This is a genomic window from Burkholderia sp. Leaf177 (assembly GCF_001424345.1).
In the GTDB taxonomy this organism is placed as follows: domain Bacteria; phylum Pseudomonadota; class Gammaproteobacteria; order Burkholderiales; family Burkholderiaceae; genus Caballeronia.
In genome coordinates, this window is sequence record NZ_LMPF01000003.1 from 243,912 (window position 1) to 265,273 (window position 21,362).

Sequence of the window (21,362 nt, forward strand, 5' to 3'; positions counted from 1 at the left end):
GACTACTATAAAGCGAATACTTCGAAAACAATTATCCGCAACAATGTCGCCCTTCGAGTTGCCGAACCAATCCCCGTACGCGAATCAATCTGACATTCTGTTTTAATAAGCAGTTTGTAAAAACATTAAATAAGACAAAATCATTTACGCGTGCGCGAATAAAACCGGCTGCAAAACGCAGTTCGTTTCAGCGGTGAAACATTTTCCACCACTTCTAGGCTGCATTATCGGACCTGTTTCGTCGGGATCGAAATAGAACGGGCGATTGCGGCCGATGGCACACGTCTCGCTAATAAAGACGAATCACGGAGACTGCCATGGAAATCAGCAGCAGCGCCGACAGATGCGGAAAAAACGCCGTTCCGCAGCGCTTTGCCGCCGTCGCAACGGCGTGGATTGTACTGGGAAGTTCAGGCGGCAACGTTTGCGCGCAAACCGAATTAAATCAGAGCCGTGTGATTATTCCGGCTTTCGAGACAAAGGCAGCGCCTTCAATGTCCGGATTTGAAACATCTTTGACACTGACTAATCCGCCAGCCATTTTTAAAGAACAATTTATAGGAAAGTCCGGTTTGAAAGAAATCGTGTCGGACGGCCCTATTATTTACAGTTCGGCAATAGTCTGGGTGGATCCGGCTCTCACTCACAGCGTAACTACGGCATCGTTTATGGACCAGGACGATGGCGCATTCGAAAAGGTCACGGTGACCGACGGATGGATGCCGGTTCTGCCGCATCAACCAACGAGCGTGACGCTGTGGGACGAGATCGCGCCGCCGGCACCGGTTCGCTCGCCGGTAGATGTCACCGTGCACTCGACCCCTGACGACACAGCGGACAAGGAGGTCCGTACTACGCAATAGCCGTGTCGGACGAGCTATCCGGCGCGGAACGTGTTCGCGTCCCGATTACGGGCCATATCTTCGCCGCAATGGCCGCGATAATGCTTCGCGCTTGCCCTGGAGGTCGTTCGTGCACGATCCTGCCCCCGTATCTCCTGCAGCACCGGCCAGCCGCACGCGCAGCCCGAGAATGCCCACCGGGGCAACGCCGACCCCTCCAGCCCTTGTCACAACCGTAAGCGCCGCGGTTTCCCGACCAAACCCTGCGCCCGGCGTTCGCCACCTGATTTACATCGCGCAGAAGCCGGACCCGATCCTGATCGACTACCTGAAAGGTCGCGGCTGGAAAGTGTCGACTGGCGCGTTTGCAGCCCATGCCGGCGTGCTGAAAAGTGGCGCGCCGGTTGCCGGCATCGTGGATTTGACGGGCTTTTCGGCGCGGGAACTGACCGCGCTGGAACCCGCGCTGCGCCACCAGCACATTGGCTGGATCGCCCTCGCCGATACCACGCTGCTCGCCGATCCCGTGGTCTGCCACATGATCCGGCATTACTGCTTCGATTTCGTGAAGGGCCCGTTCGCGCCGGCGGCTATCGGATATCTGGTCGACCATGCATACGGCATGGTGAGTCTTGGCGACATCGACCGGGCGGAAACGCCCGCCGTTCTTGGCGACGAACAAATGGTCGGCGCGTGCGAAGCCATGCAGGAACTCTTCCGCACCATCCGCAAGGTTGCAAACACGAACGCCAATGTGTTCATTTCCGGCGAATCCGGCACGGGCAAGGAATTGACCGCGGTCGCCATCCACGAGCGCTCGCCGCGCCGCAAAGGACCGTTCGTTGCGATCAACTGCGGTGCGATCGGCAACCATCTGATTCAGTCGGAGTTGTTCGGCTACGAGCGCGGTGCGTTCACCGGCGCGCATCAGCGCAAGATCGGGCGCGTTGAACAGGCCGATGGCGGCACGCTTTTCCTCGATGAAATCGGCGACCTGCCGCCCGAAAACCAGGTTCATCTGCTCCGTTTCCTGCAGGAAGGGAAAATCGACCGGCTGGGTGGCCACGAATCCATTCCAGTCGATGTCCGCGTGATTTCCGCGACGCACATCGACCTCGATGCAGCTCTGCGCGACGGGCGTTTTCGCACGGACCTGTTTCATCGGTTATGCGTGCTGCGCGTGGACGAACCACCGTTGCGCTCGCGCGGCAAGGACATCGAGATCCTCGCGCTGCACGTGCTGCACAAGTTCAAGAGCGACGGCAAACGCAAGATCCGCGGCTTCGCGCCTTCGGCGATCGAAGCCATGTACAGCTACGCCTGGACCGGCAACGTGCGCGAGATGATCAACCGCGTGCGGCGCGCGATCGTGATGGCCGAAAACAAGCTGATTACCGCCGATGACTTAGGCCTCGGCCACTGCACGGGCATGGAATCCACGACGCTCGCCGCCGCCCGCGACGCCGCCGAGAAACGCGCGATCGAGCTCAGCTTGCTGCGGCATCGGCACCGGTTGAACGAAGCGGCGGCCGAGCTCGGCATCTCGCGCGTGACGCTGTACAGGCTGATGGTCGCGCACGGTTTGCGCGCGCCGGCGGCCGTGGGCGGGAGCGACGTCGGGTAGAATCTGCGGCTTGATTTATCTCAATGCCGGCAGAGGATCACCATCATGACGACGCTCACCCTGATCGTCGCCCGCGCGCGCAATGGCGTGATCGGACGCGACAACCAATTGCCCTGGCGCCTGCCTGAAGATCTCGCATTCTTCAAACGCACGACAATGGGCGCGCCGATCGTCATGGGGCGTAAGACGCATCAGTCGATTGGACGTGTGCTGCCGGGACGACGGAATATCGTGGTGACGCGCGACGCCGGGCGTCGTTTCGAGGGTTGCGACACCGTTCCCGGCTTGTGCGAAGCGCTGGAAGTCGCGGCGCGCGACGAGTCGAAGGAAGTGTTCCTGATCGGCGGAGCGGAGCTTTTCCGCAAGGGCTGGGAGCTCGCGCAAAAGCTCGTGCTTACCGAGATCGATGCCGATTTCGAAGGCGATATCTCAATCGATGCCCCCGATCCGGCCGTCTGGACAGAAATCTCGCGCGAGAAACATCGGGCGGCCGCGCCAAATGACTTCGACTATTCGTTCGTGGTGTACGAGCGGCGCGTCTGAAACGTAAAAGCCCGAAACGGTGCATACCGTTCCGGGCTTTTCGATTACTTTATTTGCGTTTCGGCAGACGCTTTATTGCCCCGCGATCGTCATCTTCTCGATCAGCACTGAGCCAATTTCCTTGTTCCCGCGAACGACCGTATCGGCGCCGATTGCCTCGATGTGGCGGAACATCTCCTGCAGCGTGCTCGCCACCGTGATTTCCTCGACCGGATACTGGATCTTGCCGTTTTCCACCCAGAATCCCGACGCGCCGCGCGAATAATCGCCCGTCACGTAATTCACGCCCTGCCCCATCAATTCCGTCAGCAGCAAACCTGTGCCGAGCTTCTTGAGCATTTCCTCGAAGTCATCGCCGGGTTTGGTCAGCGAACTGCGCAACGACAGATTGTGCGAACCGCCCGCATTGCCGGTGGTTTTCATACCGAGCTTGCGCGCCGAATATGTCGACAGGAAATAGCCCTGCACCACGCCGTCCTCGACCACATTGCGGCGCTGCGTGCGCACGCCTTCTTCGTCGAACGGCGCGCTGCCCATGCCGCCCTTCACGTGCGGATCTTCGACCACCTGAACGTGCGGCGCGAAAACCGGCTTGCCGAGGCTATCGACGAGAAAAGTTGTCTTCCGATACAACGCCCCGCCGCTCACTGCCTGCACGAATGCGCCCAGAATGCCCGCTGCCAGCGGCGCTTCGAACATCACGCGGCATTTGCGGGTATCCAGACTGCGCGCGCCGAGACGCGCCAGCGCACGATGCGCGGCGTATCGACCGATTGCTTCCGGATCAGCGAGATCGGCAGCGTTTCTCTTCGATGTGTACCAGTCGTCACGCTGCATGTCGCGTCCCGATCCCGCAATGGGCGCGCACGCCACGTAATGCCGCGAAAACGGATAACCGCCCATGAAACCGCGTGACGTTGCCAGGACGAATTGCGAATGTTGTGCCGAAACGCTTGCGCCTTCCGAGTTCTGGATGCGTTTATCGACGGCGAACGCTGCGTCTTCCGCGCGGCGGGCGAGATCGGCCGCTTCTTCGGCGTTGATGTCCCACGGGTGATAGAGATCGAGGTCCTGCGGCGCCATTTCCAGCAATTCGGCGTCGGCGAGTCCTGCGGCGCTGTCTTCGGCCGTGAAGCGCGCGATGTTATAGGCGGCGGCCACGGTGTCTTTCAGCGCGGCGGACGTGAAGTCCGAGGTGCTTGCATTCCCCCGCTTCTTGCCGATGAACACCGTCACGCCGACCATCTTGTCGCGATTGTGCTCGATGGTTTCAACTTCACCACGACGCACGCTGACCGAAAGGCCATCGCCTTCGGAGATTTCAGTGGCGGCGTCGGTGCCGCCGAGTTCTTTTGCGTGCCGCAGGATATCGGACGCAATTTCTTTCAGCTCGTCCTGGGTGTGCGGGAAAAAGCGTTGCCTCACGTCCATGTCTGCTGCCATTTTTGTCTGCCTGTGGATGCTCAAGTTGCAGAAGGGTCCAGAACGGTCGCGCCGGATTTATCGAGGCGCGGTGCTTAACGTAACCGCTTCCGTGTATCGCAAGATCATAGCAAGTTGAGACGTGTTTGGTTTCGTTCGTCCATGCCGCCAGGCGCCAGCGGGCACCTTCGAACAAGTACAATATCGCGATGAACCGTAAAACCCGCACGCAACCCATAAATCCGGCCGTTGCCACCGAACAGGATGGCAGCGAGCACGGCTACGACCGTCCGAGCAAATCCCAGCTCAAACGCGACATGCTCGCGCTGCAAGTGCTGGGCGTGGCGTTGATCGAACTGCCGAAAGACGCGCTCAAACGCATGCCCATGCCGGAAAAGCTCGACGACGCCGTCCGCGATGCCCGGAAAATCACCGATCACGAAGGCAAGCGCCGTCAGGTGCAATACGTCGGCCGCGTGATGCGTTCCCTGACCGACGAGGAAACGGCGGCGCTGCGCACGGCGCTCGACACGTATCGCGGTGTCAATCGCGCTGAAACGGCCAAGCTGCACTGGATCGAACATACGCGCGAAAAACTGCTCGCCGACGATTCCGCCCTTACCGAATTCATCCGCCAGCATCCGGGCGTCGATCCGCAGGAAGGCCGCACACTGATTCGCAACGCGCGCAAGGAACGCGAGCAAAGCAAACCGCCACGCTATTTCCGTGAACTGTTTCAGTGGATCAAGTCGGCAGCGGGCGCGGATGAAGAAGACGACGACATCGACGAAATGGAAGATGGCAACGACGTGGAATTCCCGCAACGAGACGACGACGATGGCTACAAAGCGTAATCATCCGGACGAACTGCTGATTGGGCTGGTTTCGATCAGCGACCGCGCTTCGGAAGGCGTGTACGAGGACAAGGGCATTCCGTCGCTGCAGGAATGGCTCGCGGGCGCGCTGAGTTCCCCGTGGCGCGCCGAAACCCGTCTGATTCACGACGACGCGGCGACCATTTCGGCCACGCTGACCCAACTCGTCGATGAAACCGGTTGCGACCTCATCCTGACAACGGGCGGCACGGGCCCGTCGCGCCGTGACGTCACACCGGAAGCCAGCTTGGCCGTCGCCACCAAGCCGATGCCCGGCTTCGGCGAGCAAATGCGCCAGATCAGCCTGAACTTCGTGCCGACCGCCATTTTGTCGCGCCAGGTCGCGGTCATTCGCGAGACGGCGGATCACGCCGCGTTGATCGTGAACCTGCCCGGACAGCCGAAATCGATTCGCGAAACGCTCGAAGGACTTCGTGACGCCGACGGCAAGCCGAAGGTGCCCGGCATCTTCGCGGCGATTCCGTATTGCATCGACTTGATTGGCGGGCCGTATGTGGAAACCCGCCCGGAAGTGATCACCGCGTTCCGGCCGAAAAGCGCGATCAGGCCGCCAAAGGCCTGAACGCCTGAAGGCTCAAGCGGCTCCGGCGTCGCCGCTCGCCGGCGGAATCAGGAAATGCTCGCGGTAATACTTGAGTTCGTCGATGGACTCGTGAATATCGGCGAGCGCCGTGTGCATGGCGCGCTTCTGGAAACCCTTATAGATCGCCGGCTGCCAGCGGCGGCACAATTCCTTGAGCGTGCTGACATCGAGGTTGCGGTAGTGGAAGAACGTTTCAAGTTCCGGCATCCATCGGGCCATGAAACGGCGGTCCTGACAGATGGAATTGCCGCACATCGGCGATTTGCCCGGCGGCACGTATTGCCCGAGGAATTCGCGGATTTGGCGCGTGGCTTCGGCTTCATCTACCGTCGATGCCCGCACGCGCTCCGTCAATCCCGACCGGCCATGCGTGTTGCGATTCCACTCGTCCATCTTGCCGAGCGCCGTTTCGTCCTGGTGAATGGCGAGCACCGGCCCTTCAACGAGCTTGTCGAGCGTCGAATTCGTCACGACCACCGCAATTTCGATGATGCGGTCGTCATCGGGTTCGAGACCCGTCATTTCCATGTCGAGCCAGACAAGGTTCATGTCGCTGCGAACGAGGCCGGAAGGGCTTGCGGAAGTTGAGGAGTCGAGCACGGGATCGGCCATATGGAGGGCAACCTGGATGAGTTTGACGCCTTGAGCGGCGCTTGAAAGTTTGCAGGAAGTCGCGAGACCCGGTCGTTCGGCCAACGCTCGACAAGCCATGCGCGCGGTGACGGCCAAGAACCTATAATTCTCGCATAATTCAATCGCGCGATTTCCATTGCGCGTTATCAATCGGATCCTTGCTGATGTCCAATTTTAATCTCGCGTTCTCGGTCGTGTTTGTCGTGGCGCTGGTCGGCATGGTCGGCACAAAGTTGTGGCTTGCCTCGCGCCAGATCCGGCACGTCGCGGCGCACCGCAAAAACGTGCCGCCGCAGTTCCTGCAAACCATCCCGCTCGCCGCCCACCAGCGCGCCGCCGATTACACCGTCGAGCGCACGCGCCTGACCATGGTTGAAGTCGTTGTCAGCGCCGCGCTGCTGATCGCGTTGACGCTGCTGGGCGGAATCCAGCAGATCGATCTCGCGGTGACCGACTGGCTTGGCCGCGGCTACGTGGGACAGATGGCGCTCGTGGCTATCGTGGTGGCGATCACAAGCGTGGTCGACCTGCCGTTCGATTACATCCGGCACTTCGTGATCGAGGAGAAGTTCGGCTTCAACCGGATGACCAAGAAGCTCTTTTTCCTCGATCTGATCAAGGGCGTGGTTCTGGGCGCGGCCATCGGTTTGCCGGTGCTGTTCGTCACCTTGTGGCTGATGAACCAGGCTGGCGCGTTGTGGTGGCTGTGGGCGTGGGTGCTGCTGGTCGCATTCCAGATGCTCGTGCTGATTCTGTATCCAACGTTTATCGCGCCGCTTTTCAACAAGTTCGAGCCGCTGAAAGACGAAGCCTTGCGCGCGCGCATTGAAAACCTGATGTCGCGCACGGGCTTTGCTGCAAAGGGCTTGTTCGTGATGGACGGCAGCCGCCGTTCCGCGCATGGCAATGCTTATTTCACGGGTTTCGGGGCGGCAAAACGCATCGTTTTCTTCGATACCCTGCTCGCCCGGCTCTCCGGCAGCGAGATCGAGGCGGTGCTGGCTCACGAACTCGGCCACTTCAAGCGTCGCCACGTGATCAAGCGTCTGGTTGTCACGTTCGTGCTCAGCCTCGTGATGCTTGCATTGCTTGGCTGGCTTGCACAATGTGTGTGGTTCTACGAAGGACTCGGCGTGCGGCCTTCGCTGATTGGCAACAACAACGGCCTGGCCCTCGTGCTGTTCATGCTGGCGCTGCCGGTCTTCATGTTCTTCGTTACGCCGCTTGGCAGCTTGAGCTCGCGCAAACACGAATTCGAAGCCGACGCTTTCGCCGCGAGCCAGACTGATCCGCGCGACCTCGTCAACGCGCTCGTCAAGCTTTACGAAGACAACGCATCCACGCTCACGCCCGATCCCATCTACACCGCGTTCTACGCATCGCATCCGCCTGCATCGCAGCGCATCGAGCGCCTGATGCAATTCGCCGCATGAGGCCGCGTGACGCGAAGAAACCGGCGAATGCGCGCATCGAAGGAAGGGTCATTGCCGCTCACGGGCGGCATTATCTCGTCGCTCCCGCCGATGGCAGCGCCATGTTGCAATGTTTCCCGCGCGGCAAGCGCAGTGAGATTGCGGTGGGCGACATCGTGCAATACGAGCAGTCGTCGGCGGATCAGGGCGTCATTGTCGAGATTGGTGAGCGGCGCAATCTGCTTTATCGATCCGACCAGTTCAAATCGAAGCTCTTCGCCGCCAACCTTGATCAACTGATGATCGTGCTTGGCACTGAACCGCATTTCAGCGAGGACTTGCTCGGCCGCGCGTTGATCGCGGCCGAAGCGCATGGTCTGGAACCGCTGATCGTGTTGAACAAGATCGACATGGAAGGGCCGCTCGCCGTTGCACGCAAGCGCCTGGCGCTGTATCGGGAGCTTGGATATACGGTTGTGGAGTTATCGGCGAAGGCGGCGCCCCAGCACGTCCACGATGAACTCGACGCCCGCCTTGCCAACCGTTCAACTTTGCTGCTTGGACAGTCGGGCATGGGCAAGTCGACGCTGGTAAATATTCTGATTCCTAACGCCGAAGTGGCGACACGGGAAATTTCGAAGGCGTTGAACAGCGGCCGGCACACCACCACGTTCACACGCTTGTATCCGTTGCCGGGGGGTGGATCGTTGATCGACTCGCCCGGGTTTCAGGAATTCGGATTGCACCACTTGTCCGAGGGACAACTGGAGCGCGCGTTCGCGGACTTCCGGCCATTTCTAGGCAAATGTCGCTTTTACAATTGCCGGCATTTGCAGGAACCCGGCTGCGCAATCCTGGAGGCGATGGCAGAAGGCAAAATACGCCCGGCGCGTCACCAGTTGTATGCGCAACTGGTGCATGAGGCCAGCCAAATTGTCCGATAGACGCGCGGCATGAAGAAGCTCACGCGTGCTCCGAACCTGATCACGGCGCATCACTGGATAAATGTGCTGTCGACGGCCGGCATTGCATGCGAGATGCACAACCGCTATTTGAGTGGCGCGATGGGTGAGATACCGGCGGATCAATGTGCGCCGGAAATCTGGATAGCCGACGACCGCGACGAGGCATTAGCCACGGACATATTGGATCGTGCGAGAAACGGCCCGTCATCGAATGCGAGAGCATGGCGATGCCAGCAATGCGGTGAAATGCTGGAAGCTCAATTCACGGTGTGCTGGCAATGCGGAACGGCGAGAGACCCACTGAACGACGAATAAAACAACGCCCCAGCGAGAACAGGCAGGCGGTACGACCTGATAAGCGAAGCGTGTGAAGTAACGTCAAGAGAAGAGAAGGTTCTTTTCAACGGCGGCGTGCAGCTAAAGGCCGTAGCAGATGCGTGCCACCAACCTGGCTGTGCGAAGACGATAATTTAGTGGTTGTGGTGTGGAGGCGTTTTCTTTGCTTCGTTTCTTTTTCGCCGTTTGGAAAAAGAAATGAAGTGCCGCCCCGCACAGGGGCAACGCTAATAGACCAAAGCCGAATCAAGTTCACAGCAAAACAGCGCGAGCGAAAACCCTCACGCCAACCAAACCGCAATGCTCAGCATGAGCAACAAAAGCATCCAAAGAATCACGGCGCGCCAGACAAGACCCACGGCAGACTGAAGTGTCCGTGGCGTACAGTCATCGCCCACTGGCAATGGGCTAGCATCCCCAACCGCCAACGCCTCCACGCTAAGCGGCTCCGCCAACGGTCCGGCCAACCGTGCCCCCAACGCCCCGCTCCCCGCAGCCAGCAAAACCCCTTCATTAGCATCGGGCCATTGCTTCGCATGATTGCGCCACGCATAAATGGCGTCCTCGAAATTCCCCACAATCGCGAAACCCAACGCAGTCAACCGCGCCGGTACCCAATCGATGAAGAAGAACGCCCGCTGAGCAAACGTGGAAAACGCGGGCGTGCGTTCATCGGTCGGCTGAACCCACGAGCGCGCCAGATATTCAGCGATCCGATAAAACACCGCACCCGCCGGCCCGATAGGAATCAAAAACCAGAAGAACACACCAAACACGTGCCGATGCGACGCCACCACTGCATGAACCAGCGTATGCCGGACGATCTCGCTCACGGGCATGTCGAGCGTATCGATACCGGTCCATTCATTAAGAATCTCGCGGGCACGCGGAACGTCGTCGTTGTTCAACGCAAGATGGATATCGGTGAAATAGTGGCTGAACTGCCGGAACCCGAGCGTGAAGTACACGATCACGACGTTCCATAGAAACGCGAGGGCGAAGTTGATGCGATACAGGACGTAATAGACCAATCCAACGGCCAACGTCCATGGCAACACGACGATCAGCCAAGCGAGCACGCCATGCCGCTGCTTGCCGGCATCGAAGCCATGAGCCGCGGATTCCGCATGATACTGAAGCAACGCCGATATAGGATTCTGCGGCGAGAGCGCGCGCAACTGCTCAATGATAAGAGCCAGCAATACAGAGAAAAAAGTCATGCGATGCGCCGGGACATTCGAGTTTTACGAATTTCTTGTAAAGATAGCACAGCGTCGATGCTGCCAGAGGGACACATCGGACGAAGCGCCATTCGAGTGCCGACACATTACGCGTCACGCCGCGAGGAAGCGATAGAAATTACGTAACATACCCGCCGTTGCGCCCCAGATGAAATAGGGAGCCGCATTTTCAGCGGGTGTGAAAGGCATCGCAAAAAAACGACGTTCGCCGCCTTCCCAACGAAACACGCGCACTTGATGGTTGGCCGGGTTCATAAGGAACGCGAGCGGCACTTCGAAGATATCGGCGACTTCGAGGGTATCGGCGTGGAGCTCGATCGGCGGATGCACCAGCGCGACCACGGGCGTTACGCGAAATCCGGTACCGGTCAGATAGTCGGGCAACTCGCCCAGCACTTCCACATGTTCGGCCTCGAGCCCCACTTCTTCTTGTGCTTCGCGAAGCGCAGTGGCAGCGGCGTCAGCATCTTCTGGTTCCTGGCGTCCGCCGGGAAAACTGATCTGCCCTGCATGGTTCGACAAGTGATCGGCACGCTGCGTGAGCAGCACGCTCAAGCCGTCCTCACGCACGACCAGCGCAATCAGCACCGATGCCACCCGAGGATCACCCCCAAGCGCCTTGATCTTGTCGTCGCGTGCGTCCGGCGTCCAGTCGAGCGTCTGCGTGAATCGTGCGCGCATGCCGTTGGGCGTCAGAACGTCGTCACGCACGCGCGGCAGATCCGCGCTGGTCGATTCGATCGGCAGGATTTCGGGCTCGAGAATGCGGGGAGTCGACGACTTGGGCGGAGACACGTGGGACTTGGTTTATCGAGTAGTTTTACATCGGCGCGCAAACACCAGCGCAAACCATGATTTGACCACACCAAAGAAAAAAGCACCCGTAAGGGTGCTTTTTTCAGGTGCATCGTCAGCGCAAAAATTACGCCTTTGCCGCAGCACGGTCTTTCGACACGAGCTTTTCCTTGATCCGAGCCGACTTGCCCGAACGTTCGCGCAGGTAGTACAGCTTTGCACGACGCACGTCACCACGACGCTTCACGACGATGCTCGCGAGCAGCGGCGAGTAGGTCTGGAACGTACGCTCGACGCCTTCGCCCGACGAAATCTTGCGGACGATGAAATTCGAGTTCAAACCACGGTTGCGCTTCGAGATCACGACGCCTTCATAAGCCTGGACACGCTTGCGCGTACCTTCGACCACGTTGACGCTGACGATCACCGTATCGCCCGGGGCGAATTCGGGAATCGACTTTTCGCCGAGTGCGCGCGCGATTTCTTCTTTTTCGAGTTGCTCAATCAGATTCATTACTGACTCCTGGAGCCATCTTGCCGGAGTTGTTTGCCATGTTGGTGGCCCCGGTAGAGGATGGGTTCACATCTGGCGCCGGCTTTATTCAAGCATGACGCCGCCCTTTTGTCCCGCTTCGACAAATGGCCGGAAAGCCTACTGCGCCTTCGACCCTTCCTTGGCGAGACTTGCAAGCCATGCCTCGTCGGCACGGCTCAACATTTTATTCCTGCGAGCACGATCGATAAGATCAGGCCGCTTTTCCTGCGTATTCTTAAGCGATTCACGCCTGCGCCACGCTTCGATTTCCTTGTGATGGCCGCCAAGCAGCACATCCGGCACCCGCACGCCGGCGTATTCTTCCGGGCGTGTGTAATGCGGACAATCGAGCAGCACATCTACAAAACTGTCCTGGACCGCCGACTGCGAATCATTCAGCACGCCGGGCAACTGGCGCACGACTGCGTCCATCAGCGCCATGGCTGGCAATTCACCGCCCGACAAAACGAAGTCGCCAAGACTAATCTCTTCGTCCACCACGCGATCGATCAAACGCTGGTCGATGGCCTCATAACGGCCGCACAACACGATCAGCCCGGGCTCCTGAGCGATTTGCATAACTCGCTCATGATCCAGCGTTTTGCCTTGTGGCGACATCATCACCACACGCGTGCCGCTGATACCCTGCTCCGCCTGTGCCGCTTTCGCAGCCGATATGGCGTCTTCCAGAGGTCGCGCGAGCATGACCATGCCGGGTCCACCACCATATGGACGATCGTCGATGGTCCGGTAATTGTCCGTGGTGAAATCGCGGGGATTCCACGTGCGCAAACCAAACCGTTCCTGCTTCACTGCCCGGCTGGTAATACCCCAATCGGTCAGCGCGCGAAACATCTCGGGAAAGAGCGTCACGACGTCAAACTGCATCGCTCTCTCCTTGTGATCGATGATGCCGATGAATCAATAGTCGACATCCCAGTCGACGACTATCTTGCGCGCCGCCTGATCGACCGATTTGACGTACACGCCGACAAACGGAATGAGACGTTCGCCAGTCGTGGCCGAGCCGTCCTTGCCGGTAGTCGCAAATTCCACACGCATGATTGAATGCGCGCCGTTGTCGATCATGCCGGCAACCTGGCCTAAAGCCACGTTCGCTTCATTCACGACATCCAGGCCGATCAGATCGACCCAGTAGAATTCGTCTTCGCCAGTGAGCTTCGGGAAGTCGCTGCGCAACACGTGAATGCTGTGGCCGCGCAATGCATAAGCTGTATCGCGGTCGTCGCAGCCGGCAAAATGCGCGACTACCGTGTCGCTATGCACTTTCGACTGAAGGCAACGAACCGACTTGCGCTCGTTTCCCTTGACCAGCCACCAGCGCTTTGCCGCGAGCATTGCGTCGCCGCCATGCCCTGCATGCGCGTGCGGTGCAATCTTGACCCAGCCCTTCAGGCCGTAAGCGTCGACAATGGCACCGACTTCGATAGCGTCGTCGGGCAAAGCTTCGACAGTCTCGATTGATCCCGAGTCGTCCAAAGCGTCGATGGCCACGCGGCGCGTTGCCGGCTTGCGGACAAATGCGCCAAACGTGGCATCGTTTTGCTGAGGCTCTTCGCCACGTGCGGCTTTCAAACCTGAGTCTGAAGCATGATCACGCGTCGACATGAGCCAATCTCCCGCGAACCTCGGCAGCGAAAATCGATCGAGTCACTGGAACCCGAGCGATCACCTGCAGCAACTGCACTTAAGCAGCCGGCTGAGCTTGTTGCGATTGCTTGACCAGACGAGCAACCGTCGGCGACATTTGCGCGCCGTTGTCTTGCCAGTACGTCAGGCGGTCTTGAGCGATGCGCAATGCTTCGCCTTTGGTCGCGACAGGGTTGTAAAAACCCACACGTTCGATGAAGCGGCCATCACGGCGGCTACGCGAATCAGTTGCGACGATGTTGTAAAACGGGCGCTTCTTGGAGCCGCCACGAGCCAAGCGGATGATAACCATGCTGAAATCCTTGAAAACCGGGGTTCGGAACTACCAAAACACGCGATTATAGCGGCAAAACGATGCCTTAACAAACACTTGCATCGATTAATCGAGATGCGAAGGGGCATTTTCCGCCACTTCCCGATGGCGGTCAGTACTCGTAAAGCACCGTGTCCTGGGCTTTTCAAGACTTTCGAGATTGGCCACAACGTCCCGGGGTTGGTGGAAACTTTTCTACAAGCGCCTGAACGGCAAACGGCATGTTCCGGGGCTGCGCGCGCCTCCGTGAACGACGACCGGCCGCCTTGACCAACGCCTGCAGCGTAGAATGCCGCTTCACGCCAAAGTTCGCTCCGACCTGCCTTTAACGCTTTTCATTCAGCTCCCGATGAACAACCCGTCGTCCCACGTCACACACTCCTCGAATCCAGCGCCGCAAGCGCGTTTTCGCTCGAAAACGCTAACTGCCGCGCTCGCCTTCTTCTTGGGCAGCGTCGGCGCGCATCGATTCTATCTGTATGGTTTGCGCGACAAATTCGGTTGGGCACACATTGTCGGGCTTCTGGTGGGCGTCGTGGGTTACATGTTGCTCGCCGCGACGGAACGCGCGTCCGTCCTCGGTTGGGTGCTCGTCGTGCCAGGCGCCGCTTCCCTGCTGGCAGCGTTTTTATCCGCGATCGTGTACGGTCTGCGACCCGATGAAAAATGGGACGCTCAGTTCAATCCGCAAACGGGCCAACACAGCGACTCAGGCTGGACGGTGATCTTCATCGTGATATTTTCCCTCCTGTTTGGCGCGTTCATGTTGATGGCCGGCCTTGCGCTCACCTTCCAGACCTACTTCGAAGGCCAGGTTCAAGCAGCCAAAGAGTTGTCACAGTAGCACGTCCCGGGCGGCGTCCTGCACTGGATCCAATCAAAACAGCTTCATCTGCGGACTATCTACGACCGGCCGCTTCGGCGCCAACTCCCCGCGCCGAAATCCCGACATATCCAGAATGCCGCGTTGGCGCTGATTCAGTCCTAGTCGCCGCGCGGCATGATGAAAGCGCTGCTTGAGCATGTCCGCCCATAGGCCTTCGCCTTTCATCCGCTTCGAGAAATCCGAATCGTAATCCTTGCCGCCGCGCATATCGCGCACACGTCCCATCACGCGTTCAGCGCGATCGGGGAAATGCGCCGCGAGCCAATCCTTGAACAACGGCGCAACCTCCCAAGGCAATCTCAAGACGATATAACTCGCGCTCGTGGCACCGGCTTCCGCGCATGCTTCCAGCACGCGTTCCATGTCGGGTTCGGTGACAAATGGAATCATCGGCGCAACGCTAACGCCGACTGGAATGCCGGCTTCGGCCAGTGTGCGGATGGTGCGCAGCCGTCTCGCCGGCGTTGCGGCGCGCGGCTCCAGCGTCCGGGCAATCTCGGCGTCGAGCGTGGTAATGGTCACCGCGACGATCACCTGGCCTTTTTGCGCCATTGGCGCCAGCAAGTCGATATCCCGTTCAATCAGCGACGACTTTGTTATTGCGGCAAACGGATGGCCGCGTTCACTGAGGATTTCGGTTACGCGCCTTGTTATCCGCAGGTTCCGTTCGACCGGCTGATACGCATCCGTGTTGACCCCGAGAGCAATGGGCTCCGGCTGATACGACGGCTTGTCCAGTTCGCGCTCGAGCAACTCCCCTGCGTTGACCTTCGCGTAGATGCGGCTTTCGAAATCGAGTCCCGGCGACAAACCCAAATAGCTGTGCGTGGGACGGGCGAAACAATATATACAGCCGTGCTCGCAACCTCGATACGGATTCAGCGATACCCCGAACGGAATGTCGGGCGAGGAGTTGTGCGTGAGAATGCTCTTTGCACGCTCCTCGAATACCTGGGTACGCAGCGGCGGCGCGCGTTCCTCCTCGCCATCCTGGTCGGTGTACGTCCAGCCGTCGTCGATACGTTCACGCTCGTCCTTTTCGTATCGTCCCTGAACATTCGTGACCGCGCCCCGGCCTTTGCGCGGCGCGGGCGGAGCGACAGGATATTCGAAGTCAGGCAAAGCCATGATCAATGCGTGGAAAAGGATAAAGTACTGTACAAATATACAGTAAAATTTCTTATCCGCAAGCAGATTCAGCCATCAACGGCGATGGCCAGGCTCTCCTTGATCTCTTCCATGACCACGTAGCTTTTCGACTGCACCGCGCCGGGAAGCTGCAACAGGATGTCGCCGAGAAGCTTCCGGTAATCGGCCATCTCGCCAATGCGCGCCTTGATCAGATAGTCGAAATCGCCAGAAACCAGGTGGCATTCCAGGACCTCGGGGATGCGCTGCACTTCGCGTCGAAATTGCTCGAACATGTTGCCGCTCTTATGATCGAGCGTGATTTCCACGAATACCAGCAGCGAAGCCCCGAGTTGATGCGGGTTCACACGCGCGTAGTAGCCTGAAATCACGTCGTCGCGCTCCATGCGCTTTACGCGCTCAATACAGGGTGTCACCGATAGCCCAACCTGTTCCGCAAGTTCCTTCATGGCAATACGGCCGTCCTGCTGAAGTATCCGCAGAATACGGCGATCGATCTTGTCCAGTTCCCGCACCGAATTTCGTTGAGTTCTCATTCGAATCCACTGAAACGTAGATAAATACAATAACAAAAACTACTGCACTCTCAATACTATAGTCGATACCACTATATATCCCGCTACTCAAAGAAGCATGACCGGCGGAATGTCACTTTGCACGGAGCAAGACATGAAAGTCGTAATTTTGGGCAGCGGTGTTATCGGCGTAACCAGTGCCTACTATCTGGCGCGGGCGGGCCACGAGGTCACGGTTATCGATCGGGAAGCGGGACCGGCGCTCGAGACGAGTTTCGCAAACGCCGGGCAAATCTCGCCCGGATACGCGTCGCCATGGGCCGCGCCCGGCGTGCCGCTCAAAGCGGTGAAGTGGATGTTCGAGAAACACGCGCCGCTGGCCATTCGCCTGGACGGAACTTCGTTTCAATTGAAATGGATGTGGCAGATGCTGCAGAACTGCACGCAAGACCGCTATTCGGTCAACAAGGGCCGCATGGTTCGTCTGGCTGAATACAGCCGCGATTGCCTGCAGGCACTGCGCGCGGATACGGGCATTCAATATGAAGGCCGTACCGGCGGCACGTTGCAATTGTTTCGCACCCAGCAGCAACTCGATGGCGCGGCAAAAGACATCGCCGTTTTGCGCGATGCAAACGTGCCCTTCGAATTGCTCATGCCCGCCGATCTGCACAAGGCCGAGCCGGCTCTCGCGGCGGTATCGCAGAAATTGACGGGCGGTTTGCGCCTGCCGAACGACGAAACCGGCGATTGCCAGAAATTCACCACGCGTCTTGCTGCCATGGCCGAACAGCTCGGCGTGAAGTTTCGCTACAACACGCCTATCGATGCCCTCGCGGTCAGCGGCGGCCGCATCGCCGGCGTGCAATGCGGCGCCGAATTGATCCGTGGCGATTCGTACGTGGTCGCGCTGGGTTCGTATTCCACGAAGCTGCTCGGCGATCTCATCAAGATTCCGGTTTATCCGCTGAAGGGCTATTCGCTGACGGCGCCCGTAGTGAATGAAAGCGCAGCGCCAATTTCGACCGTGCTCGACGAAACCTACAAGATCGCGATCACCCGTTTCGATGACCGGATTCGAGTCGGCGGAATGGCAGAAATCGTCGGCTTCGATAAATCCCTGCGCCAAGCGCGTCGTGAGACGCTCGAAATGTGCGTGAACGACCTGTTCCCCGGCGGCGGCGATACGGCGAAGGCATCGTTCTGGACCGGACTGCGTCCTATGACGCCGGACGGCACGCCTATCGTCGGACGCACGCCTGTATCGAATCTTTATCTGAACACGGGCCACGGCACGCTCGGCTGGACCATGTCCTGCGGTTCCGGCCAATTGCTGGCGGATCTGATGTCGGGCAAACAGCCGGCTATCCAGTCGGACGATTTGTCGGTGCACCGCTATTTGGGCGAAACGCGCACGAACGGCAGGCCGGCGTACGCACGGGCATAAGCTAAAAAAGGTGACTACAACAAAAAGGGGCTGTTTCCGCGAAGGGACAGCCCTTTTTATTACGTAAAACATAGCGAATCAGAACTGCGCTTCGCTCATCGCGAGATACCCTTCCTGTCCATTGCCACTGACAATCGATGCCTCGATGCCCGGCGCTTGCGACAAGACATGCTCGGCGAAGAACTGTGCCGTTGCGATCTTCGCGCCGTAAAACGCGTCATCTTCAGCGCGTTTATCCGATGCAACCAGCAGCGCCCGCGCCATCTGCCATCCACCGAGCACGATGCCCGCAAGCTTCAGATAAGGCACGCTCCCCGCAAACACCGCGTTCGGATCGCTTTTCACCTTCGCGACCATGAACTCGACCACCCGCGCCAAAGCAAGACTTCCGGCGCCCAAATGACGATGCATCGACGTGAACGCCTGTCCGTCACGATCGGCTAAAAGCGCGATGGTCTGGTCCATTTGCGCCAGAATCGCCAGCGCCGTCGCGCCGCCATCGCGCACTGTTTTCCGCCCGATCAGATCGTTGGCCTGGATCGCGGTCGTGCCTTCGTAGATGGAAAGAATGCGTGCATCACGATAATGCTGCGCCGCGCCCGTTTCCTCGATGAATCCCATGCCGCCATGAACTTGCACGCCGAGACTCGTGACATCGATGGAAAGCTCCGTGCTCCATCCCTTCACGATCGGCACGAGAAACTCGTAGACGGCCTGATGATTCGCGCGCGTGGTTTCATCGGGATGATGATGCGCCAGGTCGCAATGCGCGGCCGCCACGTAGGCCAGCGCGCGCGAAGCCTCGGTCAGCGAGCGCATGGTCAAAAGCATGCGGCGCACGTCCGGATGATGAATGATCGACACCGGCTGTTTGGCCGAGCCATCCACCGGCCGGCTTTGCACGCGATCCTTCGCGAATGCGACGGCCTGCTGGTAAGCCCGCTCGGACACCGCCACGCCCTGTAGCCCGACCGCGAAGCGCGCCGCGTTCATCATGATGAACATGTATTCGAGCCCGCGATTTTCTTCGCCGATCAACTCGCCGACCGCGCCGCCGTGATCGCCGAATTGCAGCACGGCGGTCGGGCTCGCCTTGATCCCGAGCTTGTGTTCAATCGATACGCAATGCACGTCGTTGCGTTCGCCGAGCGCGCCGGCGTCATTGGTGAGGAACTTGGGAACGATGAAAAGCGAGATGCCCTTCACGCCTTCGGGCGCACCGGGCATGCGCGCCAGCACGAGATGCGCGATGTTCTTCGCCATGTCGTGCTCGCCGTACGTGATGAAAATCTTCGTGCCGAAGAGCTTGAACGTACCGTCGCCTTGCGGCTCGGCGCGCGTTCGCACGAGCGCGAGATCCGAGCCGGCCTGCGGCTCGGTGAGGTTCATCGTACCGGTCCACTCGCCGGAAATCAGCTTCGGCACGTAGCGCTGCTTTTGTTCGTCGGTGCCGGCGGTGAGCAACGCTTCAATGGCGCCATCGGTCAGCAGCGGACACAACGCGAACGAGAGATTTGCCGAGTTCAACATTTCTATACACGGCGTGGCAATGAGTTTGGGCAAGCCTTGTCCGTCGTATTCGACCGGATGCAGCACGCCTTGCCAGCCGCCTTCGCCGAACTGCTTGAACGCTTCCTTGAAACCCGGCGTGGTGATCACTTCACCGTCTTTCCACGCGCTCGGATTCTTGTCGCCTTCAACGTTCAGCGGCGCCACCACTTCGCCGTTGAATCGCGCGGCTTCTTCGAGCACGGCGCGCGCGGTGTCGAGATTTGCGTCCTCGAAACCCGGCAATGCCGCGATGCCTTCAATGTCCGCGAGTTCCTTCATCACGAACAACATGTCCTTGACGGGCGCGTGATAGCTCATGTCTTTGTCTCCCCCTGATGTGAAAAGGGGCGCACATGCGTCGCCCCTTTTTTGCTGTACTGCTCAATCAGCCGATCAACCCAGCTCTTTCACCAACTCCGGCACCACGGTGAACAAATCGCCTACGAGGCCGTAGTCCGCCACACCGAAGATCGGCGCTTCGGCGTCCTTGTTGATGGCAACAATGACCTTCGAGTCCTTCATCCCGGCCAGATGCTGAATGGCGCCCGAGATGCCGACCGCGACGTACAAATTAGGCGCCACGATCTTGCCCGTTTGCCCGACCTGATAATCGTTTGGCACGAAGCCGGCATCGACCGCTGCACGCGATGCACCCAGCGCCGCGCCCAGTTTGTAATCGTTTGGCACGAAGCCGGCATCGACCGCTGCACGCGATGCACCCAGCGCCGCGCCCAGTTTGTCGGCGAGCGGTTCGAGCACTTTCGTGTAGTTCTCGCCGTTGCCAAGCCCGCGTCCGCCCGACACAATGATCTGCGCCGACGTCAGTTCCGGACGATCCAGCTTCGTCACTTCACGGCTCACGAACGTCGAGATACCGGAGTCAGCTGCCGCTTCGATCTTCTCGACCGATGCGCTGCCGCCTTCCGCCGCGACCGGATCGAAACCCGTGGAACGCACCGTGATGACCTTGATGGCATCGCTCGATTGAACCGTCGCGATCGCGTTGCCCGCGTAGATGGGACGCTCGAAGGTATCGGCGCTGTCGACCGCGGTGATATCGCTGATCTGCGCCACATCCAGATGTGCAGCAATGCGCGGCGCGACGTTCTTGCCGTAAGCGGTTGCCGGCGCCAGGATATGCGAATAATTCTTCGCGATCTGCAACACCGTTCCGTCGATATTCTCGGCAAGTCCCTCAGCGAGTTGCGGTGCATCGGCCAACAGCACTTTCGCCACGCCCGCGATCTTCGCGGCGGCATCGGCTGCGGCTTGCGCGTTCGAACCCGCGACCAGCACGTGAACATCACCGCCAATCTTCGATGCAGCCGCAATGGTATTTAGCGTTGCCGGCTTGATGGATGCATTGTCGTGTTCTGCAATTACAAGAATGGTCACTTTCTCAACTCCTCACAGAACCTTGGCTTCGGTCTTCAACTTCTCGACCAGCGTCTTCACGTCCGGCACCTTCACGCCTGCGGAGCGCTGCGGCGGTTCGGCGACCTTCAGCGTCTTCAGGCGCGGCGTGACATCCACGCCGAGATCGGCCGGCTTGATGGCAGACTCTCGTGGATGCCGTCATGCTTGATTGCGAGTTCGTGCTCTGAAAGCGGCGTGACATCCACGCCGAGATCGGCCGGCTTGATGGTTTCCATCGGCTTTTTCTTCGCCTTCATGATGTTCGGCAGCGTGACGTAACGCGGCTCGTTCAGGCGCAAGTCCGTGGTGATCACAGCGGGCAAAGTCAGTGACAGCGTTTCGGAACCGCCATCGATTTCGCGCGCGACCGAGACTTTTCCATCGGCTACCGTCACCTTCGATGCAAACGTCGCCTGCGGCAAACCAGCCAATGCGGCGAGCATTTGACCGGTTTGATTGGAGTCGTCGTCGATTGCCTGCTTGCCGAGAATGATCAGTTGCGGCTGTTCTTTATCGACCAGTGCTTTGAGGATTTTCGCGACCGCCAGCGGCTGCAATTCCTCAGTCGATTCAACCAGAATCGCCCG

The 21,362-nt window shown here is 59.2% G+C and carries 22 protein-coding genes and 1 pseudogene; 10 read left to right on the forward strand and 13 right to left on the reverse strand.

The window, feature by feature from the left end; all coding sequences use genetic code 11:
• The first annotated feature begins 317 nt into the window (after positions 1 to 317).
• The 3 genes from ASG35_RS31210 to ASG35_RS06740 all read left to right on the forward strand — a co-directional run bounded on the left by ASG35_RS31210 (position 318) and on the right by ASG35_RS06740 (position 3,009).
• A complete protein-coding gene (locus tag ASG35_RS31210; RefSeq protein ID WP_056354483.1) occupies positions 318 to 863 on the forward strand; it encodes a hypothetical protein in 546 nt (181 codons plus the stop codon).
• A 169-nt stretch (positions 864 to 1,032) separates the two neighbouring features.
• Positions 1,033 to 2,466, forward strand: a complete 1,434-nt coding sequence (locus ASG35_RS06735) for a sigma-54-dependent transcriptional regulator (protein WP_200945695.1) — start codon at positions 1,033 to 1,035, stop codon at positions 2,464 to 2,466.
• 45 nt (positions 2,467 to 2,511) lie between these two features.
• Positions 2,512 to 3,009: a dihydrofolate reductase gene (locus ASG35_RS06740; protein WP_056354486.1), complete on the forward strand. Its 498-nt coding sequence runs from the start codon at positions 2,512 to 2,514 to the stop codon at positions 3,007 to 3,009.
• 72 nt (positions 3,010 to 3,081) lie between these two features.
• On the opposite strand, the gene pmbA is transcribed toward ASG35_RS06740, so the two are convergent.
• Complete coding sequence (pmbA, locus tag ASG35_RS06745; RefSeq protein WP_056354488.1) at positions 3,082 to 4,452, reverse strand: metalloprotease PmbA; 1,371 nt, start codon at positions 4,450 to 4,452, stop codon at positions 3,082 to 3,084.
• Positions 4,453 to 4,640: 188 nt separating this feature from the next.
• On the opposite strand from pmbA, the gene yjgA reads away from it, so the two are divergent.
• Both yjgA and mog read left to right on the forward strand, forming a co-directional pair.
• Complete coding sequence (gene yjgA / locus ASG35_RS06750; RefSeq protein WP_056354607.1) at positions 4,641 to 5,285, forward strand: ribosome biogenesis factor YjgA; 645 nt, start codon at positions 4,641 to 4,643, stop codon at positions 5,283 to 5,285.
• Positions 5,269 to 5,889, forward strand: coding sequence for a molybdopterin adenylyltransferase (mog, locus tag ASG35_RS06755; RefSeq protein ID WP_082508259.1), 621 nt, complete (start codon positions 5,269 to 5,271; stop codon positions 5,887 to 5,889). Before yjgA ends, mog begins: the two co-directional genes overlap by 17 nt.
• Before the next feature lie 12 nt (positions 5,890 to 5,901).
• On the opposite strand, the gene orn is transcribed toward mog, so the two are convergent.
• On the reverse strand, positions 5,902 to 6,522 hold the full coding sequence (orn, locus tag ASG35_RS06760) for an oligoribonuclease (RefSeq protein ID WP_056354491.1): 621 nt from the start codon (positions 6,520 to 6,522) through the stop codon (positions 5,902 to 5,904).
• 185 nt (positions 6,523 to 6,707) lie between these two features.
• Between orn and ASG35_RS06765 the strand changes: the two genes are divergently transcribed.
• The 3 genes from ASG35_RS06765 to ASG35_RS06775 are packed head-to-tail and all read left to right on the forward strand — an operon-like array spanning position 6,708 to position 9,235.
• Complete coding sequence (locus ASG35_RS06765; protein WP_056354494.1) at positions 6,708 to 7,976, forward strand: M48 family metallopeptidase; 1,269 nt, start codon at positions 6,708 to 6,710, stop codon at positions 7,974 to 7,976.
• Complete coding sequence (gene rsgA, locus ASG35_RS06770) at positions 7,973 to 8,899, forward strand: ribosome small subunit-dependent GTPase A (RefSeq protein ID WP_056354498.1); 927 nt, start codon at positions 7,973 to 7,975, stop codon at positions 8,897 to 8,899. Before ASG35_RS06765 ends, rsgA begins: the two co-directional genes overlap by 4 nt.
• Before the next feature lie 9 nt (positions 8,900 to 8,908).
• Entirely contained in the window at positions 8,909 to 9,235 is a 327-nt protein-coding gene (locus tag ASG35_RS06775) for a putative signal transducing protein (protein WP_056354500.1), read from the forward strand.
• 302 nt (positions 9,236 to 9,537) lie between these two features.
• Here ASG35_RS06775 and ASG35_RS06780 read toward each other — a convergent pair whose 3' ends face one another.
• The 6 genes from ASG35_RS06780 to rpsP form a co-directional block, all read right to left on the reverse strand.
• Entirely contained in the window at positions 9,538 to 10,476 is a 939-nt protein-coding gene (locus ASG35_RS06780) for a CobD/CbiB family protein (protein WP_056354503.1), read from the reverse strand.
• A gap of 114 nt (positions 10,477 to 10,590) precedes the next feature.
• Positions 10,591 to 11,292 (reverse strand): CoA pyrophosphatase, encoded by a 702-nt coding sequence (locus tag ASG35_RS06785; RefSeq protein WP_235527473.1) that lies wholly within the window; start codon positions 11,290 to 11,292, stop codon positions 10,591 to 10,593.
• 127 nt (positions 11,293 to 11,419) lie between these two features.
• Positions 11,420 to 11,806, reverse strand: a complete 387-nt coding sequence (gene rplS / locus ASG35_RS06790) for a 50S ribosomal protein L19 (protein WP_056354506.1) — start codon at positions 11,804 to 11,806, stop codon at positions 11,420 to 11,422.
• Positions 11,807 to 11,944: 138 nt separating this feature from the next.
• Positions 11,945 to 12,715: a tRNA (guanosine(37)-N1)-methyltransferase TrmD gene (trmD, locus tag ASG35_RS06795; protein ID WP_056354509.1), complete on the reverse strand. Its 771-nt coding sequence runs from the start codon at positions 12,713 to 12,715 to the stop codon at positions 11,945 to 11,947.
• A 33-nt stretch (positions 12,716 to 12,748) separates the two neighbouring features.
• The gene (gene rimM / locus ASG35_RS06800) at positions 12,749 to 13,456 is read right to left on the reverse strand and encodes a ribosome maturation factor RimM (protein ID WP_056354512.1); all 708 of its coding nucleotides are present in this window, start codon (positions 13,454 to 13,456) and stop codon (positions 12,749 to 12,751) included.
• A 79-nt stretch (positions 13,457 to 13,535) separates the two neighbouring features.
• Entirely contained in the window at positions 13,536 to 13,790 is a 255-nt protein-coding gene (gene rpsP / locus ASG35_RS06805; RefSeq protein WP_056354515.1) for a 30S ribosomal protein S16, read from the reverse strand.
• A 370-nt stretch (positions 13,791 to 14,160) separates the two neighbouring features.
• Here rpsP and ASG35_RS06810 point away from each other — a divergent pair, with 370 nt between their 5' ends.
• Positions 14,161 to 14,655, forward strand: coding sequence for an NINE protein (locus ASG35_RS06810; protein ID WP_056354615.1), 495 nt, complete (start codon positions 14,161 to 14,163; stop codon positions 14,653 to 14,655).
• Positions 14,656 to 14,688: 33 nt separating this feature from the next.
• Here the strand turns inward: ASG35_RS06810 and ASG35_RS06815 are convergent, their stop codons facing one another.
• Positions 14,689 to 15,825, reverse strand: coding sequence for a PA0069 family radical SAM protein (locus tag ASG35_RS06815; protein WP_056354517.1), 1,137 nt, complete (start codon positions 15,823 to 15,825; stop codon positions 14,689 to 14,691).
• Between the two features lie 68 nt (positions 15,826 to 15,893).
• The gene (locus tag ASG35_RS06820) at positions 15,894 to 16,382 is read right to left on the reverse strand and encodes an Lrp/AsnC ligand binding domain-containing protein (RefSeq protein ID WP_056354520.1); all 489 of its coding nucleotides are present in this window, start codon (positions 16,380 to 16,382) and stop codon (positions 15,894 to 15,896) included.
• A gap of 133 nt (positions 16,383 to 16,515) precedes the next feature.
• On the opposite strand from ASG35_RS06820, the gene ASG35_RS06825 reads away from it, so the two are divergent.
• Positions 16,516 to 17,808, forward strand: a complete 1,293-nt coding sequence (locus ASG35_RS06825) for a D-amino acid dehydrogenase (protein WP_056354523.1) — start codon at positions 16,516 to 16,518, stop codon at positions 17,806 to 17,808.
• 78 nt (positions 17,809 to 17,886) lie between these two features.
• Here ASG35_RS06825 and ASG35_RS06830 read toward each other — a convergent pair whose 3' ends face one another.
• The 3 genes and pseudogenes from ASG35_RS06830 to ASG35_RS06840 form a co-directional block, all read right to left on the reverse strand.
• The gene (locus tag ASG35_RS06830) at positions 17,887 to 19,677 is read right to left on the reverse strand and encodes an acyl-CoA dehydrogenase (protein ID WP_056354527.1); all 1,791 of its coding nucleotides are present in this window, start codon (positions 19,675 to 19,677) and stop codon (positions 17,887 to 17,889) included.
• 75 nt (positions 19,678 to 19,752) lie between these two features.
• Positions 19,753 to 20,754 (reverse strand): electron transfer flavoprotein subunit alpha/FixB family protein, encoded by a 1,002-nt coding sequence (locus tag ASG35_RS06835; RefSeq protein WP_056354528.1) that lies wholly within the window; start codon positions 20,752 to 20,754, stop codon positions 19,753 to 19,755.
• A 12-nt stretch (positions 20,755 to 20,766) separates the two neighbouring features.
• Positions 20,767 to 21,362, reverse strand: a pseudogene (locus ASG35_RS06840) (electron transfer flavoprotein subunit beta/FixA family protein); the annotation flags it as partial.

Bases quoted from the DNA above. Each gene is read 5' to 3' on its own strand.
- ASG35_RS31210 (WP_056354483.1), top strand. From the start codon at position 318: ATGGAAATCAGCAGCAGCGCCGACAGATGCGGAAAAAACGCCGTTCCG.
- ASG35_RS06735 (WP_200945695.1), top strand. From the start codon at position 1,033: ATGCCCACCGGGGCAACGCCGACCCCTCCAGCCCTTGTCACAACCGTA.
- ASG35_RS06740 (WP_056354486.1), top strand. From the start codon at position 2,512: ATGACGACGCTCACCCTGATCGTCGCCCGCGCGCGCAATGGCGTGATC.
- pmbA (WP_056354488.1), bottom strand. From the start codon at position 4,452: ATGGCAGCAGACATGGACGTGAGGCAACGCTTTTTCCCGCACACCCAG.
- yjgA (WP_056354607.1), top strand. From the start codon at position 4,641: ATGAACCGTAAAACCCGCACGCAACCCATAAATCCGGCCGTTGCCACC.
- mog (WP_082508259.1), top strand. From the start codon at position 5,269: ATGGCTACAAAGCGTAATCATCCGGACGAACTGCTGATTGGGCTGGTT.
- orn (WP_056354491.1), bottom strand. From the start codon at position 6,522: ATGGCCGATCCCGTGCTCGACTCCTCAACTTCCGCAAGCCCTTCCGGC.
- ASG35_RS06765 (WP_056354494.1), top strand. From the start codon at position 6,708: ATGTCCAATTTTAATCTCGCGTTCTCGGTCGTGTTTGTCGTGGCGCTG.
- rsgA (WP_056354498.1), top strand. From the start codon at position 7,973: ATGAGGCCGCGTGACGCGAAGAAACCGGCGAATGCGCGCATCGAAGGA.
- ASG35_RS06775 (WP_056354500.1), top strand. From the start codon at position 8,909: ATGAAGAAGCTCACGCGTGCTCCGAACCTGATCACGGCGCATCACTGG.
- ASG35_RS06780 (WP_056354503.1), bottom strand. From the start codon at position 10,476: ATGACTTTTTTCTCTGTATTGCTGGCTCTTATCATTGAGCAGTTGCGC.
- rplS (WP_056354506.1), bottom strand. From the start codon at position 11,806: ATGAATCTGATTGAGCAACTCGAAAAAGAAGAAATCGCGCGCGCACTC.
- trmD (WP_056354509.1), bottom strand. From the start codon at position 12,715: ATGCAGTTTGACGTCGTGACGCTCTTTCCCGAGATGTTTCGCGCGCTG.
- rimM (WP_056354512.1), bottom strand. From the start codon at position 13,456: ATGTCGACGCGTGATCATGCTTCAGACTCAGGTTTGAAAGCCGCACGT.
- rpsP (WP_056354515.1), bottom strand. From the start codon at position 13,790: ATGGTTATCATCCGCTTGGCTCGTGGCGGCTCCAAGAAGCGCCCGTTT.
- ASG35_RS06810 (WP_056354615.1), top strand. From the start codon at position 14,161: ATGAACAACCCGTCGTCCCACGTCACACACTCCTCGAATCCAGCGCCG.
- ASG35_RS06815 (WP_056354517.1), bottom strand. From the start codon at position 15,825: ATGGCTTTGCCTGACTTCGAATATCCTGTCGCTCCGCCCGCGCCGCGC.
- ASG35_RS06820 (WP_056354520.1), bottom strand. From the start codon at position 16,382: ATGAGAACTCAACGAAATTCGGTGCGGGAACTGGACAAGATCGATCGC.
- ASG35_RS06825 (WP_056354523.1), top strand. From the start codon at position 16,516: ATGAAAGTCGTAATTTTGGGCAGCGGTGTTATCGGCGTAACCAGTGCC.
- ASG35_RS06830 (WP_056354527.1), bottom strand. From the start codon at position 19,677: ATGAGCTATCACGCGCCCGTCAAGGACATGTTGTTCGTGATGAAGGAA.